Raw genomic sequence first — 16,603 nt, forward strand, 5'->3', positions numbered from 1 at the left:
AATTGAAAGAGGTCTCTGTATTAACCAAGTGGCTAGAGTTTAATAAAAAGAATAGTCAAGTTTGGTCCAATGTTATTTTGTTTCTGATGAGTGTATCATTTGTTGTAACTGATTGGATGATTGGTATTTTTACGTTAAGTGACTATATTTTCGCTTTAGTAGGAATAAGTTTGTTTATTAGTGGGAATTATATGATAAAAAGAAAACAAATATTATGGATACTTTTGTTGTTGGGTGTTATTGCAGCTAATATAGTAATGAATGTTTACAGTAATGAAGCATTTGTTCTAAAAACTGGAATGGCGGCATTCATTAGAGTCTCTTATTATGTAGCTTTAGTTATTGGGGTATATAATTATGTCAAGGATCAGAAATTAGAAGCTCAGTTTTTGAAAATGATTAACATAGTAGCTGTAATAATTTGTTTTGTCGGAATTTATATCACTATTGCATTGTATTCAGAGGGCCAACTTCCATATGAATTTTTTTGGAGATTTACTAGAACTGACTTAGCAAGTTATGTCTTCAAAGAAAATATTGCCCTTATTAGAACCAGAAGCATATTTTCTGAACCAGCCTATCTTGGTTATTTTTTAAATATTATTTTGACAATGAATTACTTTAATAAAGTTGATGTAAAAATTAATAAAGGTTTCTCTGTAATTATTTCATTAACATTACTTTTAACTTTTTCTTATAGTGCAATTGGAATCATGTTAATCATTCAATTTTCCAACTTAGTTTATAAAATTAGATTAAAAAAGTTCATATGGACTAAAAAAATAACAATATACATCCTTTTGATAGTAGGTATCATAATTTTTTCGTGGAATTTTATTGACGAAACACTCATAAAAAGGACAACATCTATTTTGAGTGGAGAAGATATCTCAGCTTATAACAGGATTATAAGCAGCTGGAGCCATATAAATTCAGAACATATTTTTCTTGGAAATGGAATAGAACATACACCTAACGTTTGGAATATATATGCTTATATCTTATCTGATTTAGGTTTGATAGCTTTCATTTTAAGTTGTTTATTTAGCTTATATCTTCTTTTAGTGAATTTTAGACTAGGAATGATTTTTGTTGTATTAAATTTTCAAAAAGGTGGATACTTAAGTCCCGCTTTTTCAATTTTATTGTTATTGATTTTTATTTATATGAAAGAAAAAAATCAATTAGGTTATAGTTTGAATTCAAAAGCAATTAATTCAAATAGGGATATTCAAAGTCAAAATTGATTGTTCGTGAGATTCACATAGTAAAAAAATATTGAAAATAATGTATAATTTAGGAATAGGCTTTGTAATATTGATATGGTATTATAGACTACGAGTGTTTTAAAAACAGGGATTGAACGGAGGAAAGTTATTATGTCTCAAGAAGAAAAATTCACAAAAACAAAGAAGATTGGGATTGTATTCATAGAAGTAGTATTGTACCATTTTTCTCTTCTCCTTTCTTTTTATATTAGATATGAGGGTAATATACCCATGTATAATTATAAAGCTTATGTAAACTCTAGTATTTACATTTTCATACTATTTATATTATTAAATCTACTTTTTGGAGTTTATATACTGTATAACAAGTCTATAACAGATTTCTTTTATCTTACCTTAATAATACAAATAATCATGACAGTGTCTATAATGGCCCTAACTTTTTTTGGTAGATGGTTTACCTTTCCAAGATCAGTGCTATTTATTAGTTTAATTGTTAGTACCATTATTTTATTTGTTTGGCGTGTTGTCGTATATAAAATTTATGAACGATTTAGTGGAAGTAAAAAAGTGATGATTGTGGGAAATGAATTAGACATAAAGAATGCAATTTTTAATATTGGAAATGCAAAAAGTAAGCGACACATAGTGAAATACGCTATTGTATCAAATTACTATTATAATGTAGAAAAAAATCTAAACAAAATTGATATTGTATATATAGCAAGTGATATTTGTGAAGAGGAAAAATTGAAAATTTATAATTTATTAGTATCTAAAAGAAAAAAATTGTTTTTAACAACTAGTTTTGAAAATTTATTACTTGTTAAACCTAATATTATGAATATTGAGGATGAAAGTATTATTGAAGTTTCAAATTTTGAAATTTCATCGGAAGATAATCTAGTTAAAAGATTAATCGATATTATATTTTCGCTGGTTCTTATAGTTGTAGCTTCACCAATAATGTTAATAACAGCATTGCTTATTAAATTGACGTCAGAAGGGCCTGTTTTGTATAAACAAGTTAGAATTACTAAAGATGGCAAAGATTTTAATGTTTTAAAATTTAGAAGCATGAGTGCTACTGCTGAAAAAGATTCTGGTCCAGTACTAGCATCATCTAATGATGCTAGGGTTACATTTGTTGGTAAATATATCCGTTCCTTAAGAGTGGATGAGCTTCCACAATTGTTTAATGTGTTAGTAGGAGATATGTCTGTAGTAGGCCCAAGACCTGAAAGACCATTTTTTGTGGATCAATTTAAAAAAGAAAATCCACATTATTATTTACGGCATAATGTTAGAGCAGGTATAACCGGATATGCACAAGTTTACGGGAAATATGCATCGGATTTTAATAGTAAATTAAATTTTGATTTATTATATATAAAAAAGTACTCTCTGCTACTTGATATAAAAATTATGTTACAAACAATAAAAATTCTTTTTGATAAAGTTTCGTCAAAAGGTTTGGATGAGGAAGAACAAGAAAAAAATAAAAGTATTCCTAATAACATAACTTATTTAGATTGATGGATCCATTAAAAAATAAGGGTTCTTCTATATTGTATTAAATTGTATTGATTTTTTAATGCAATTTTTTATGGAAGAATTTTTTTTAATTTATAATAACCAACTTTATAGTTATTACCTATTAACAGCTACTGTTTGGATGTTTTTTGTTTACTTCATCAAAAAAATTGATTTAGAAGTATCTAATAACAATCTTAGTTCGATATGAAATGAAGATTTTGACATTAATCTGATGCATTTTTTTGACAGTAGCTAACAAAAGTATGAACGTAATCGATTAACTTCAAAAAATATAAATTTATTTTGATTCGATTTTTATATTTAATGTTTTTTTTACTGGAAGGAAGTAAATATTAAATGGAAAATAAGAAAGTATTTAGAATAGCTTTTCTAAAACTCTTCATAACTACCTTTATAGGATTATCAAGTTCATTTTTCGCATTTTTGATATTAGAATACTTTCATCTTTCGATGAATTTTGAAGCGGTAATAAACTTTTTTACTGTTTACACAAAGCTAAGTATTCTGCAGATAATAGTTATTTTTTTGTTTTTTCTATTTGCTAATTTTATTCTATATTCGAAGTTCCTTTCTTTTTTAATTCTTTCAGTGTTTGCAATTATTATAGGAATAGTGTCTCACTTTAAAATTGAATTTCGCGGAGAACCAGTTTATCCTTCGGATGTGGCATTTTTAAAAGATATATCTTTTTTTATAGAGATAGTAAATTTTAAAGCCATATTATTAATAATTTTTGGAATTGTTCTCGTCCTTACCATTTTTATATTATTTTTTAAATTTAGAACAAAAAAAAATATTTCAAAATTCACAATAGGATTTAGAGTGATTGGTCTGATTATAGTAAGTTTAATGCTAATATATATATATCAATTTAATTCTCCAGGTAATAAAGTGAAAGCTGCTTTTAATGAATATGTTAATTGGATTTCTTACAGTCAAGAGAAAAATTATACAAGAAATGGCGTTGTATCAGGTTTGTTGTACAATTTGAAGTCCCCAGCAATAGACCGTCCAAAAGATTATAGTCAAGAAAGAATAGAAGAGATAGTTAAAAAGTATTCAAAAGAAGCCGAAGGTATCAATAATAATAGAAATGGTGAAATTGATGATATCAACATCATTTACATTATGAATGAAACTTTTTCAGATGCGCATCGATTAGATGGCTTTACAATAAACGGAGGAGACTCTCTTGAAAATTACAGAGAATTTTCACAGGAACAGATGTACGGTCAAGTTTTGTCTCAAGCATACGGAGGAGGAACAGCAAATATAGAGTTTGAAGCTTTAACAGGAATTTCATTAGAACCTCTTTCAGGGAATATTTCAATACCATACATTCATCTTAGTGACAAATTGAATTTGCTACCGACAATCACTGATTATGTAAAGGCATCAAATCATAATTTAACAGCAATTCATCCACATAATTCAACTATGTACAAACGAATTGATAATTATAAAACGTTTGGTTTTGATCAAATGCGATTTAAAGATGATATGAAATATACAGATGTAATTGATCAAAGTCCGTATATATCAGACGAAGCTTCTTATAAAGAAGTAATGGATGTTATGGATAATACTGATGAGAAAGATTTCATTCATCTAGTCACCATGCAGAATCATATGCGGTATAGTGGGAAATATGATGATATAGAATTTAAAGTAAAAGGGGTTCCAGAAACCGCAGAAGCTGAAAATTATTTAAAAGGAATCCAATATAGTGATATCGCATTAAAAGAATATTTAAAAGAGTTAGATTCTTATGATGAAAAGGTAATGGTTGTTTTTTGGGGAGATCATTTGCCATCTTTTTATGGAAAAGAACTTGTAGAATTGAATGGTTATCAAAAAATGCATGAGACTCCCTTAATGTTTTATACGAATTTTATAGACGAGAAAAAAGATATTGGGACTATTAGTCCAATTTACTTTACAAACTATATATTAGAAATTGCAAATGCAAAGGTTAGCCCATTTGTAGCATTGTTAGAAAAGATGAAGCAAGCTCTACCCGCCTTTGAAAAAAATTTCTATTTAGAAAGAGAAACTGGAGTAAAAAACTCTCGCGAAAAACTAAAACCTTCTACTCAATTATTATTGAAAGAATATGATTTGATTCTATATGATATTACAACTGGGAAAAATTATAGTAAAGACTTAAAGTTTTATTGACAAAGATTCTTTGCATCTGAATGTTTAAATAAAAAGTAGATTGAGTCTACAAGAAAATCTATTATAGTTTGAACTGTGGTACAATTTAACTGTCTGATTATGAAATATAGTAAACACTTAAACAAGGTTAAGCTCTTTAGTACCAGTCTAATCAATAGTTCCATTTGCAAGGAATCTAGTTTGAATTTTCGTTGTTTATTTGAAAAAATAATTGGAATTTTAAATGAAATATAAAGTAATGTATTATTTAAAAAAATAAGGATGTGAAGAATATCTATACGAATAGTTTGGTTTCAATAATAGTTCCAGTTTATAATTCAGAAGAATTTATAGCTGAGAACCTTTTATCAATCTTAAATCAAGATCACAAAAATTTAGAAGCCATAATGGTAGATGATGGGTCTACGGATAACTCCATGAATATTATCAAAGAAATAGCAGGAAATGATAATAGAGTTAAGTATATTCGACAAGATAATCAAGGAGCACCAGCAGCTAGAAATAATGGACTGAAACATTCACAAGGCGATTTCTTATATTTTATTGATTCAGATGATAGATTAAGTCATCGAGCAGTTTCTTTAATGTTAATTTCGCTTTCAATAACAGGTGCTGATATTGTAATTGGACAATACCAAAATATGGATGAAAATGGTAATTTAAACCATATACAAGATTTTGGTTATAGTAAGCCAAATATACTTACAACGAAAAAAAATCTTAAAGAGTTAGTGTTTTTGCCTCCTTTTCCTGGAAATAAAATGTATAAAATGTCTATAATAAAGGATAATCAAATTAAGTTTGCTAGTGTTAAGATAGCACAAGATTTGAATTTCTATTTAAAAGCATTATTGTGTGCTAATAAAGTTTCAATTATTGATGAAGTAGTTTATTATTATAGGTTTAGATTAGGTAGTATCAGTAATACCTATACTAAATCAATATTAGAAATAAAAGAAAGTATACGCGATGTCGAATCCTTTTATAAAGATAAAAATCAATTTGATCAATCATTATTTGCAAATATAAAATTTTTGTATTATTCATACCAACTATCAAAAATACCACAAATAAAAAGTGGAAAAGAACGAAGTTTTGTTTTTAAAAGTTTAAAAAAGGATTTAAAAAAAATAAATAGGAATTCTTTATACCCAAATATATATAGAAAAAAGTATTGGAATACCACATTAAAAATAAATATGGAATTTATCTTTTTAAGTAAATTTTATCAAAACTATCAAAATAAAAAAAAGTGAATACGTAAGGAGAATAAATAAATGGAAACTCCACTTATTAGTGTAATTATTCCAGTTTTTAACATAGCGGAATATTTACCAAGATGTATTGATTCGGTAATTAATCAAACCTATAAACAGCTAGAAATTATTCTAATTGATGATGGATCAACAGATAAAAGTCCAGAAATTTGTAAATCATATGTTCAAAAAGATAAGAGAGTAACGTTCATCTCAAAGAAAAACGGTGGGCAGGGAAGTGCAAGAAACGTAGGATTAAGTTTATGTATCGGTGATTATATTACATTTGTGGATAGTGATGATTGGCTAGTAAATGACATTTATACACATTGTGTAGATATCATAAAAAAAAGCAAACCAGATATTGTTAGTTTTAATTGTATCGAAACTAATGGAAATATAGAAATTGATACTGATTCAAATTTCCAATTGGAGTCTGTATCTAATGATGATTTATTAAGAGATTATCTTTATAGAGGCCAAACAGACCGCGCCCCATTTACAGTGTGGCGTAAGATCTATAAAAAAGAAATAATAAAAAAAATAAAGTTTGATGAAGGTAAAATTAATGAAGATATAGTTTTTAACTTTAAAGTATTATCAAAGGCTAATTCTTTAGTTCATACTTCTAAAATTGGGTATTACTACTATCAGGGAAATAAAAGTACAACCAGAAATGGATTAAGGAAAAGAGATTTTGATTTATTAGATGCTAGTGACCAATTAATAGAACTAGCAAAAAACGAAAAAAATAAGGAAATCTATTATTTAGCTCGTGTTAAAGAAGCAAGGTCCTACTTTTCGTTGTTGGCTAAAATTGCAATGTACGGTTTTGAAGATGATACATTAGACCAAAAGGAAGTAATCAAATCGCTCAAGAAAAATTTAAGAAAGAAATATACTTTCCTTCTTAAATCGCCAATTCCTTTGAGCAGAAAGCTAATGGCAGGTTTGTTAATAATAGATGTTAAACTTCTATCCGAGCCATTAAAAATGTATAAAAAAATAAAGAAATAATTGGAGGCTTTTCAAATGGACCAACCTTTTACACTAAAAGAATACTGGGCGTTTATTAAAAGTTATAAGAAAACAATAATTTCAACTATCTTAATTACTGCAGTACTATTTATAGGTTTTATAACCTTTAGAATTTTTTTCACTGATGAAACTCAAGTAGACCAGACTGTGCAAGAACAAGAGAATGAAGAACCCCTTATAGATGAAGAACAAGGGATAAAATATTTGAATTCAGATTATGAATCTTTAAATGAAAACCAACAGGCTGAACTTATACAGTATTTAAATCAAGATGCTTATTTATTTAGATATTATATAGAGAATGAAGAAGCGGTACCGTATACTTCTTTTAGAACTATAAAAGAAATTCTCACAACAGATAACATTGTTCAACAAATTGAAGACCAAACGTCAGTAGAATTTTTACCTGATTCAAAAAGAGCAATTCGTTTAGACTATGACGCTGATAATTATATTCATACATTTTTAGTAGGTATAGGAGATGAAACTGGTAATCAAACATTAGCACAAGAATATTACAATATGTTTGAAGAAGAAAGTTTGCCCTTCTTTGAGAATAAAAGAGTTCATTTAATAGATGCAGCACCAATTAAATTTGAAGATCAAGAAGCTGAAGAAACTATTGTTCCAGAAATAACCGTAGAGCAACAAAACCAAGGAATGAATGTAGTATTATTTGTTTTGGCAATTGTAATGGCAGTTATAATAGGCATTATTATTAGTTTTTTCCAAAATTATTTAAAAAAAGAAATATCTTATTTATATAACTACCAATTAATAAATGAAGAAGAATTAGTAAAAATAAATCAATTGATAGCTGATAATAAAGATACAAAAACAAGTATAATTAACCATGTAGTAAGAGGGTCTTCAAAAGGTACATTGATTGTTGCAAGTGAAGAAATTCCGGCTGAGTATATGAATAATTTGAATAATGCTGATGAAAAAGTTACTGTTAGCTCTAATATTTTAAATATCCCATCTGATAACGATATTCAAAAAATATATATTATTACGGCTTTAAATAAAACCAATAAAAATTGGTACAAGCAACAATTAAAACTTGCTAGAAATTATAGTGATAAATCAACAATTGTTGAAATAGATTAATCCCTAATAGAAATGGTTATTCGGAGGAATAAATAATGAGCAATTCAAAGTTTTCTGTTTTATTATCAGTTTATCGCAAAGAAAAAAAAGATTATTTGTTAAGTAGTATTAAAAGTATTTTGAATCAATCTGTTGTTCCAAATGAAATAGTAATTGTAGAGGATGGCCCTCTAGGTGAGGAACTTGATAGTTTAATTAATACTTTTGTAAAACAATATCCCAAACTAATTAAACTTGTAAAGTTGGGAAAGAATATCGGTTTAGGCCTAGCATTAAATGAAGGACTAAAAGCATGTTCTTTTGAACTTGTAGCAAGAATGGATACTGATGATATAGCTAAAAAGCAACGCTTTGAAAAACAACTCCAAGAATTTGAGAATAATCCACAGTTAAGTATTGTAGGAACAAATACTGATGAATTTATTTCAGATCCTGCTAATGTTATAAGCAGAAGAGTTGTCCCAGAAAAAAATAAAGATATTTTGAAATTTTCAAGAAGAAGGAGCCCATTCAATCATCCAACCGTCATGTATAAAAAAACAGACGTATTATTTTGTGGAGGGTATAAAGATTTCAGAAGAAATCAAGATTACGATTTGTTCGTTAGGATGTTAAACAAAGGTTACAAAGGCTATAATATTCAAGAATCACTATTATTGTTTAGAGCGGATACTGGAAATTTAAGCAGACGAAAGAGTTGGACTAAAACTAAAAGTGATATATACATGAGATATAATTTTTTAAGAAAAGGTTATTCTTCAGTATACGACTTTTTAATTACAACTGGAGGGTTTTTGATTATTTTTTTAACTCCACTTAGCATGTTTGATCTTATTAATAAGCATTTTTTAAGAAAATAATTTAAAATTAAAGAAAGTGGTGAAGATATGTCTTTAGAAAAAAAAGTTAATCATGTCCTTTCACAATTCCCATTTATTAAAAAAACTGTAAAAAGAGCATACCAACTTTTCTTTTATAGTGTTTCACCAAAGCAAAAAAAAATAGGTGAAATAAAAAGAGTTTCTCCTAATGATGAATATGAGTATTTTTTTGGGTATTATGATAAATCTCCATGGGATAGCAGCGATAGATACATGTTATGTTTAAAAGTTGAAGATACATCAAAAAGTACAGCTCCAAAGACAATTGCTGATATTATACTTATTGACACAAAAAATAATAATGAAATAAAAAAATTAGCTAGCACGAATTCATGGAATGTACAACAAGGTGCTATGGTTCAGTGGTTAGGACCAAATTTTGATGAAGAAATCATTTATAATGATTTTCAAAATGGTGATTATTGTTCTGTAATACTAAATATTAAAACTAATGAACAGAGAATTATCGAAAAACCAGTTTATAGCGTTTCAAGTGATGGCAGGTGGGCACTTACTTTAGACTTTTCCAGACTTCATCGTCTTAGAGAAGGATATGGTTATTCTAATAAAGAAGACTCATTGAAAAATGAGAAAGTTCCTAATTCTGCTGCTATTTGGAAAATTGACTTATTAAAAAATGATATTTATCCCTTAATAACTTACACTGATTTTTATGATTTTCAGACTTCTAATTCTATGAAAGATGCAGAGCATAAAGTTAATCATATTATGATCAACCCTTCCGGTACAAGATTTATGGTATTGCATAGATGGATAAATGGTGGGGAAAAACACACTAGATTAGTAACCATGGATATGGATGGAAATAACTTATACAATTTAAATGATGATGTTATGACTTCACACTGTTTCTGGAAAAATGATACAGAAATAATAGCATATGCAAATAAGAATAAATTAGGAACAGGTTATTATTTGTTTAATGATCAAACAACAAAGTTTATTCAAGTTTTAGAAGAGCTAACAAATGACGGACATCCTAGTTATTCTCCTGATGGTAAATATATTGTTACAGATACTTATCCAAACAAAAATAGAATGACTTCTATTTTTCTTGCGCATAACGATAAGGTTCAGCCTTTGGCACGTGTGTTCGCCCCATTTAAATATGATAATGAACTTAGATGTGACTTGCATCCAAGATGGAATAGAGCTGGAAATGAAATTAGCTTTGATTCTGTTTTTGAAGGTAAAAGAGGATTGTACATTGTTAGTATTCCGCTTGAAAAATAAAATCAATAAAGTGAAGGAGGTTGAAAGGTCAATGAAAAAGATATTAGTTTACGGTGTATCAAATGAAATAGGAGGGATTGAAGGTTTTTTCATAAACATCCTATCTCATTTAAATGATACCTCATTATCGTTTGACTTTATAACTTCTTCAAATGCAATATGTCAATACGAAAAAACAATTATTGAAAATGGCGGTAAAAATTTTAAAGTCACCGCATGGGGCAAGAACCCAATCGCTCATAACAAAGAAATAAAAGAGCTATTAAAAAAAAGTGAGTATGATTATATTTGGACCAACGCTACCTCTGCAAGTAATATATCTATATATAAAAATATAAAAAAATACACTAATTCAAAGTTGATTATTCATTCGCACGGATCTGCTTTTGAATCAAGAAATACTGGATTAAAGTTTAAAATTTTAAAAAGATTACATTTTTTAAATAAGAAAACGTTAAAAAATTACGGAGACATTTTATTTGCAAGTTCAAAAGAAGCATCTTCATGGTTGTTTGAAGACGTTAGAAACGTAGAAATAATAAAAAACGGGGTAGACATCAAACGTTTTTTATTTAATCCGAAAACCCGAAAGAATATCCGAGAAGAGTTGGAAATTAGCGATAAAAAAGTGTTAATAAATATTGGAAGATTAGAAGATGTAAAAAACCAATCTTTTTTACTAGACATAGTTTTTCAGTTATCAAAAGTTGATAATAATATCGTATTACTATTAGTTGGAGAAGGAAGCTTGGAAAAAATTCTGAAAAGAAAAATTCGTGATTTAAACCTTAATAAACATGTTATTTTATTAGGATTTAAATCAAATATTGAAGATTATTTAGTAGCGTCAGATTTGTTTATTCTTCCTTCTAAAAGTGAAGGACTTTCAATTGCAGCAATTGAAGCTCAAACTACTGGTTTAACTTGCTTAGTCTCTAATAACGTACCTTTAGAAATAAATGTTACAGAAAAAGTTAATTATATGAGTTTAAATCATCCAATTGAAAGCTGGGTTAACAAAATCATGAATCTACTTATAAAAGATAATAACCGCTTAGAAATGGCTTATGTAGTTGAACAGAGTGGTTTTAGTATTCAAAATACTGTAGAAATCATTAAAAATATATTAGTGAAGGAAGGAAAAAAAAATGAATAATAAAGTAACGAACTTTTTTTTCTTCCTTCTAATATTTTATGTAACATTTCCATTTGTATTTAAAGAGCAACATTTATTACAGGACTTAATATTTTTAAGTATTAGCGCTTTGATTATAGTTTTTAATTCTAAAATCTTGTTAAAGAAGACAAATATTTTTTCTATAAAAAGTATATTTCTAATCATGTTGTTTGGTTTAATTTCTATCTTTTCAATTGCATATCCTATATATCTAGGTACTGTAGACTTTACTTATTTTAGAGGTATATACTTTACTTCTTTACAACTTGTCATCACCCATTTAGCGATGATTACTATTTTTATTAAATTATATAAAGAAAAAGCAACAATCGAACTATTAATCAAATTTTATATTGCTAGCTGTTTAATGTATATTTTGACCACATTTATATTGATAAATATTCCTTCATTAAAAGAAGCATGGTTAAATGTTCTTTATATTTCTGAAACAGATATTGAACATTTATTAAAACCGCAATACTCAACAAGGATAGGAATAGATGGTTTTGCAGGTTTTAGGCAAACTTTGAGATTTTCGATTGGAATTGTATTAAATAGCTTCTTAATTGTAAAAACGTTGAAATCACAAAAAAAATTATCCTGGTTATTCTATGTATCTCTAATTTTTCTATTCTTAGGAACTCTTTTGTATGGAAGAATTGGTAGCATTGTTAGTATTATTACACTTTTCACTTTAATAGTATTCTTTTTAGGAAATCAAAAAACATTACATTTCGGTATTACTATACTTTCATTTTCCTTTATGGGAGTATTGCTTCTAATAGGAGTATCATTTTTAAGTGAACCTATTCGTATATGGTTCGAATGGGCATTCGAATTGATAATTAGCTTTGTTCAAACAGGGAAATTTTCTTCAACTTCAACTGATATTCTATTTGAAACAATGTATTTCGTTCCAAGTCTAAAAGAATTTTTTGTTGGAGAAGGTTGGTTTACAGATCCAATAAGTGGTAGTTATTTTGGAGGAACGGATGTTGGCTTTTTAAGAAGCTTATTGTTTTTTGGAATTTTTCCTACGTTGATAAATTATTTTATACCATTCTTTATTATTTTCGATATAAAAAATACTCTTTCGAAACAAGAGAAATTAAGTTCCCGTTTTTTTGGCGCCTTATTAATTCTTCTATTTATTGTCTTTGAAATAAAAGGTGGAATTTCTCATTATTTAATTCCTTACCTTATTCCTTTTTATATTGTAGTTGATTTTCAAAAAAAGGGTAAGCATAATATTAAGGAAGCATCATTATAATCAAACTTATTTAGGAGGCAATTATGGAAATAGGTATTGTGATATTGAACTATTTGAACTGGGAAGATACTGTTGAATGTATTCAATCTATTAAAACACAAACCTATGATGATTTAGAAATTGTAGTTGTAGATAACTGTTCAAATAATATGTCTATAGAAAATATCAAGAAGCATCTACACAATGATACAAAAATATATTTTTTACAGACAAAAGAGAATTTAGGATTTGCAAAGGGAAATAATATAGGTATCTCATACTGTACAAATCATTTAAAGATAAAAAATGTTTTTGTAGTGAATAATGATACAATTTTTACTGACAAGTTATATTTCGAAAAATTAGCAAGAATTGATATTAAAAATAGTATTGGGGCTGTTGGCACGCAAATAATTGGTAGCGATGGAAATAATCAAAACCCAATTGAGTTTAGTGCTAATCTTAAAAGTATTATAAGAGAATACCTTTTCCCGATGATTTTATTTTTAAGAAATATTGGAATTTTAAAACAAAATATAAATAGTGACAAAGAAATTGAAAACAAAAATGAAGACAAAAATAGTGAAAATTACATTTTACATGGAGCAGCAATTTTTTTAACTGAAAATTATTTAAACCAAATTAATGGATTTTATCCAAAAACTTTTTTGTACTATGAAGAAAATATTTTAGGGATTATTTTTAAGAAAATGAATTTAGAGATGATATACTATAATGAAACGAGTATTTACCATAAAGAAGATCAATCATCTATAAAAAGTTTTTCTAATCAATCTAAGATAAAGTATAAATTTGGGCGAAAAAGTGTTAAAGAAGCGTTGAAATTATTTTTTATAAAACCAGAGCGAATAAAAAAAATAGTTAATGAACAAAAGTATTATTACGATATAAAATAAGTCTAAATAAGTTTTAAACAATGAAAGTAGGGACTATTTGTTATGGCAATGAGTGATTTCAAATCAGGAATTAGGTATAGTGCAATAGGAAAATATTCTAATGTAATTATCCAGTTGTTAGTAAATGCTGTTTTATCAAGGATACTTTCCCCAGGAGATTATGGAATTGTAGCTATTGTGCAAATATTTTTGGCGTTTTTCACATTGCTAGCAGATATGGGATTTGGGCCAGCAATAATACAGAATAAGACATTAAAGGACACTGAAATAAGTGTAATCTTTCAATTCTCAATCTATGCTGCTGTATTATTGGGTATCATTTTTACTTTTTTAGGATATCCAGTTAGCCTATTTTATGATAATACTGTTTATATTCCTATTTTTGTAATTTTAGGTATATCTGTATTTTTTTATGCACTACTAGTAGTACCTAAAGCCGTACTTGAAAAAAAGAAAGATTTTAAATCTGTAAATGTCGTGGTTATTATATCTGGTATTATTAAAGGGATAGTTTCAATAATATTAGCAGTGATGGGGTTTAAATATTATTCTATAATTATTGGTGGGATAGTTCAGGCTATCATAAATTTTGCGTATTATTATTATAAAACTAGGATTTCTCCCTTTGAAAAATTTAAATGGGATCCAATAAAAAAAATATGGCAATTTTCTAAAAACCAATTTTCGTTTAACTTTATTAATTATTTTTCTAGAAATTTAGATAGTATATTAATAGGTAGATTTTTAGACCCAACACAATTAGCATTTTATAACAAATCATACCAAATATCGTTATATCCAAATCAATTATTAGCTGGAATTATAACACCTGTAATCCAACCTATTATGTCTGATTATCAAGAGGAAAAAGATGTTATAGAGAAAGTATATTTGAAGATTACTAGAATCTTAGCAAATATTGGTATTCCGGTTTCTGTTTTTTGTTTCTTTGCTGCTGAGGAAATCATTTTATTTATTTTTGGTAATCAATGGGGAGATAGTGTCTTAACATTTCGTATTTTATCGGTATCAATATGGCTACAAATGATAGCAAGTACAACAGGAGCATTTTACCAATCAACAAATAGAACAGATTTACTTCTATTTTCTGGAATACAATCTATGATACTCAATGCCCTATTTATTGTTTATGGAATAATGAATGGTACAATTGAATCAGTTGCATATATGATAGTAATATCATTTTCAGTGAACTTTTTGGTCAATAATTATTTACTGATGTATAAAGTTTTCGATTCTGGTTTTTCAAAGCTAATAACGGCTCTGAAAAAACCATTTATTTTAGGAATACTTCAATTGATATTCTTTATATTGTTACCTGATTTAAACTTTGGTATTTTTGTTAACTTAGTTATACAAGTAATTGTTTTTGCTATTGCTTTTTTCATTGGATTATTGTTAACAGGTCAAATCAAAGAAATGAAAAAACTGATTGTAAAATGATTACTAAAATCAAAATATATTCATTGAATACTTCGTTCTCTATTATACAAATAAAAGTATTGGATTTTTCGAGAAAATAATATGTTAGGAATGATTAGATGATAAGAGAAAATGATGCAGATATTATTTTAGTAACTGGCGCCGCAGGATTTATAGGATCTTTTTTATCTAAAAGATTATTAGAATCCGGAAAAAAAGTCATAGGTATTGATAATTTAAATGATTATTATGATGTAAATTTAAAAAAAGAAAGATTAGAAAATTTAAATACGTTTGAAAATTTCAAATTCAAGAAAATTGATATAGCAGATAAAGAATCAGTAATGGACATTTTTATAGAGTTTAATCCAGCAATAGTAATCAATTTAGCTGCACAAGCGGGTGTGCGATATTCCTTAGAGAACCCTGATGCATATATTCAAAGCAACTTGATAGGTTTCTTTAACATCTTAGAAGCCTGTAAAAATCATCCTGTTGACCATCTTATCTATGCTTCTTCGAGTTCAGTCTATGGAAATAATAAAAAGGTTCCTTTTGAAGAAACAGATAAAGTAGATAACCCTGTATCTTTATATGCTGCAACTAAAAAATCAAATGAATTAATGGCTCATACTTATAGCCATTTGTATAATATTCCTGCTACAGGATTGAGATTTTTTACCGTGTATGGCCCAATGGGTAGACCAGATATGGCATATTTTGGTTTTGCTGACAAATATTTTGCTAATGATTTAATTACAATTTATAATAATGGCGATTTTGAAAATGATTTATACCGTGATTTCACTTATATAGATGATATTGTGGAGGGAATAGTTCAATTACTGTTAAAACAACCAGAAGGAAAAAGTGAGCAAGTTCCTCATCGAATATTAAATATTGGAAATAGCCAACCAGTTAAATTAATGGAATTTATTACGACTTTAGAAAAAGCTTTCAGCCAATCTTTAGGTCGTAGAGTTAATTTTAATAAAAAATATGAGCCTATAAAACTTGGTGATGTTCCAGCAACATTTGCATCTACAGATAAATTGCATGAGTTGACTGGTTTTAAACCAACGACTTCAATAAAAGAAGGACTTCAAAACTTTACTGATTGGTATGTGAATTATTATGAAAAACAATGAAGAAACTGATTTAACACAATTATAATTCTCGGAAATTATAGCAACCGGTTATAGTTAAAGTATCATCAGTATAGCTGCTATAGGGGAAGAGGAAATTCAGTTATATCTATTTTGCAAAATAGATATAACTGAATTTTTTTGTTGAAAATAAATTCACAATAACTCA

13 protein-coding genes are annotated in these 16,603 nt (G+C 27.4%); all 13 read left to right on the forward strand.

The window, feature by feature from the left end:
- Positions 1-2 precede the first annotated feature (2 nt).
- The 13 genes from BP17_RS04750 (at position 3) to BP17_RS04810 (ending at position 16,437) form a co-directional block, all read left to right on the forward strand.
- Positions 3-1,247 (forward strand): hypothetical protein, encoded by a 1,245-nt coding sequence (locus tag BP17_RS04750; protein WP_198022509.1) that lies wholly within the window; start codon positions 3-5, stop codon positions 1,245-1,247.
- A 132-nt stretch (positions 1,248-1,379) separates the two neighbouring features.
- Complete coding sequence (locus BP17_RS04755; protein ID WP_035052181.1) at positions 1,380-2,765, forward strand: sugar transferase; 1,386 nt, start codon at positions 1,380-1,382, stop codon at positions 2,763-2,765.
- A gap of 357 nt (positions 2,766-3,122) precedes the next feature.
- Complete coding sequence (locus BP17_RS04760) at positions 3,123-4,964, forward strand: LTA synthase family protein (protein ID WP_051910451.1); 1,842 nt, start codon at positions 3,123-3,125, stop codon at positions 4,962-4,964.
- Positions 4,965-5,227: 263 nt separating this feature from the next.
- A complete protein-coding gene (locus tag BP17_RS04765) occupies positions 5,228-6,220 on the forward strand; it encodes a glycosyltransferase family 2 protein (RefSeq protein ID WP_084676278.1) in 993 nt (330 codons plus the stop codon).
- 21 nt (positions 6,221-6,241) lie between these two features.
- Positions 6,242-7,237: a glycosyltransferase family 2 protein gene (locus BP17_RS04770; RefSeq protein WP_051910452.1), complete on the forward strand. Its 996-nt coding sequence runs from the start codon at positions 6,242-6,244 to the stop codon at positions 7,235-7,237.
- Positions 7,238-7,252: 15 nt separating this feature from the next.
- Positions 7,253-8,368, forward strand: coding sequence for a hypothetical protein (locus BP17_RS04775; protein WP_035052187.1), 1,116 nt, complete (start codon positions 7,253-7,255; stop codon positions 8,366-8,368).
- 35 nt (positions 8,369-8,403) lie between these two features.
- A complete protein-coding gene (locus BP17_RS04780; RefSeq protein ID WP_035052189.1) occupies positions 8,404-9,228 on the forward strand; it encodes a glycosyltransferase in 825 nt (274 codons plus the stop codon).
- Between the two features lie 27 nt (positions 9,229-9,255).
- The gene (locus tag BP17_RS04785) at positions 9,256-10,503 is read left to right on the forward strand and encodes a TolB family protein (protein ID WP_035052191.1); all 1,248 of its coding nucleotides are present in this window, start codon (positions 9,256-9,258) and stop codon (positions 10,501-10,503) included.
- A gap of 31 nt (positions 10,504-10,534) precedes the next feature.
- On the forward strand, positions 10,535-11,659 hold the full coding sequence (locus tag BP17_RS04790; RefSeq protein ID WP_198022510.1) for a glycosyltransferase: 1,125 nt from the start codon (positions 10,535-10,537) through the stop codon (positions 11,657-11,659).
- Complete coding sequence (locus tag BP17_RS04795) at positions 11,652-12,950, forward strand: hypothetical protein (RefSeq protein WP_035052194.1); 1,299 nt, start codon at positions 11,652-11,654, stop codon at positions 12,948-12,950. Before BP17_RS04790 ends, BP17_RS04795 begins: the two co-directional genes overlap by 8 nt.
- 23 nt (positions 12,951-12,973) lie before the next feature.
- Complete coding sequence (locus tag BP17_RS04800) at positions 12,974-13,846, forward strand: glycosyltransferase (protein ID WP_051910453.1); 873 nt, start codon at positions 12,974-12,976, stop codon at positions 13,844-13,846.
- 42 nt (positions 13,847-13,888) lie between these two features.
- Positions 13,889-15,310: a lipopolysaccharide biosynthesis protein gene (locus tag BP17_RS04805; protein ID WP_035052197.1), complete on the forward strand. Its 1,422-nt coding sequence runs from the start codon at positions 13,889-13,891 to the stop codon at positions 15,308-15,310.
- Positions 15,311-15,408: 98 nt separating this feature from the next.
- The gene (locus tag BP17_RS04810; RefSeq protein ID WP_035052199.1) at positions 15,409-16,437 is read left to right on the forward strand and encodes a GDP-mannose 4,6-dehydratase; all 1,029 of its coding nucleotides are present in this window, start codon (positions 15,409-15,411) and stop codon (positions 16,435-16,437) included.
- The last annotated feature ends 166 nt before the right edge of the window (positions 16,438-16,603 follow it).

Origin of the sequence: Carnobacterium pleistocenium FTR1 (assembly GCF_000744285.1) — a bacterium.
Taxonomy (GTDB): Bacteria; Bacillota; Bacilli; order Lactobacillales; family Carnobacteriaceae; genus Carnobacterium_B; species Carnobacterium_B pleistocenium.

Bases quoted from the DNA above. Each gene is read 5' to 3' on its own strand.
- BP17_RS04785 (WP_035052191.1), top strand. From the start codon at position 9,256: ATGTCTTTAGAAAAAAAAGTTAATCATGTCCTTTCACAATTCCCATTT.
- BP17_RS04760 (WP_051910451.1), top strand. From the start codon at position 3,123: ATGGAAAATAAGAAAGTATTTAGAATAGCTTTTCTAAAACTCTTCATA.
- BP17_RS04775 (WP_035052187.1), top strand. From the start codon at position 7,253: ATGGACCAACCTTTTACACTAAAAGAATACTGGGCGTTTATTAAAAGT.
- BP17_RS04805 (WP_035052197.1), top strand. From the start codon at position 13,889: ATGGCAATGAGTGATTTCAAATCAGGAATTAGGTATAGTGCAATAGGA.
- BP17_RS04770 (WP_051910452.1), top strand. From the start codon at position 6,242: ATGGAAACTCCACTTATTAGTGTAATTATTCCAGTTTTTAACATAGCG.
- BP17_RS04800 (WP_051910453.1), top strand. From the start codon at position 12,974: ATGGAAATAGGTATTGTGATATTGAACTATTTGAACTGGGAAGATACT.
- BP17_RS04795 (WP_035052194.1), top strand. From the start codon at position 11,652: ATGAATAATAAAGTAACGAACTTTTTTTTCTTCCTTCTAATATTTTAT.
- BP17_RS04790 (WP_198022510.1), top strand. From the start codon at position 10,535: ATGAAAAAGATATTAGTTTACGGTGTATCAAATGAAATAGGAGGGATT.
- BP17_RS04755 (WP_035052181.1), top strand. From the start codon at position 1,380: ATGTCTCAAGAAGAAAAATTCACAAAAACAAAGAAGATTGGGATTGTA.
- BP17_RS04780 (WP_035052189.1), top strand. From the start codon at position 8,404: ATGAGCAATTCAAAGTTTTCTGTTTTATTATCAGTTTATCGCAAAGAA.
- BP17_RS04810 (WP_035052199.1), top strand. From the start codon at position 15,409: ATGATAAGAGAAAATGATGCAGATATTATTTTAGTAACTGGCGCCGCA.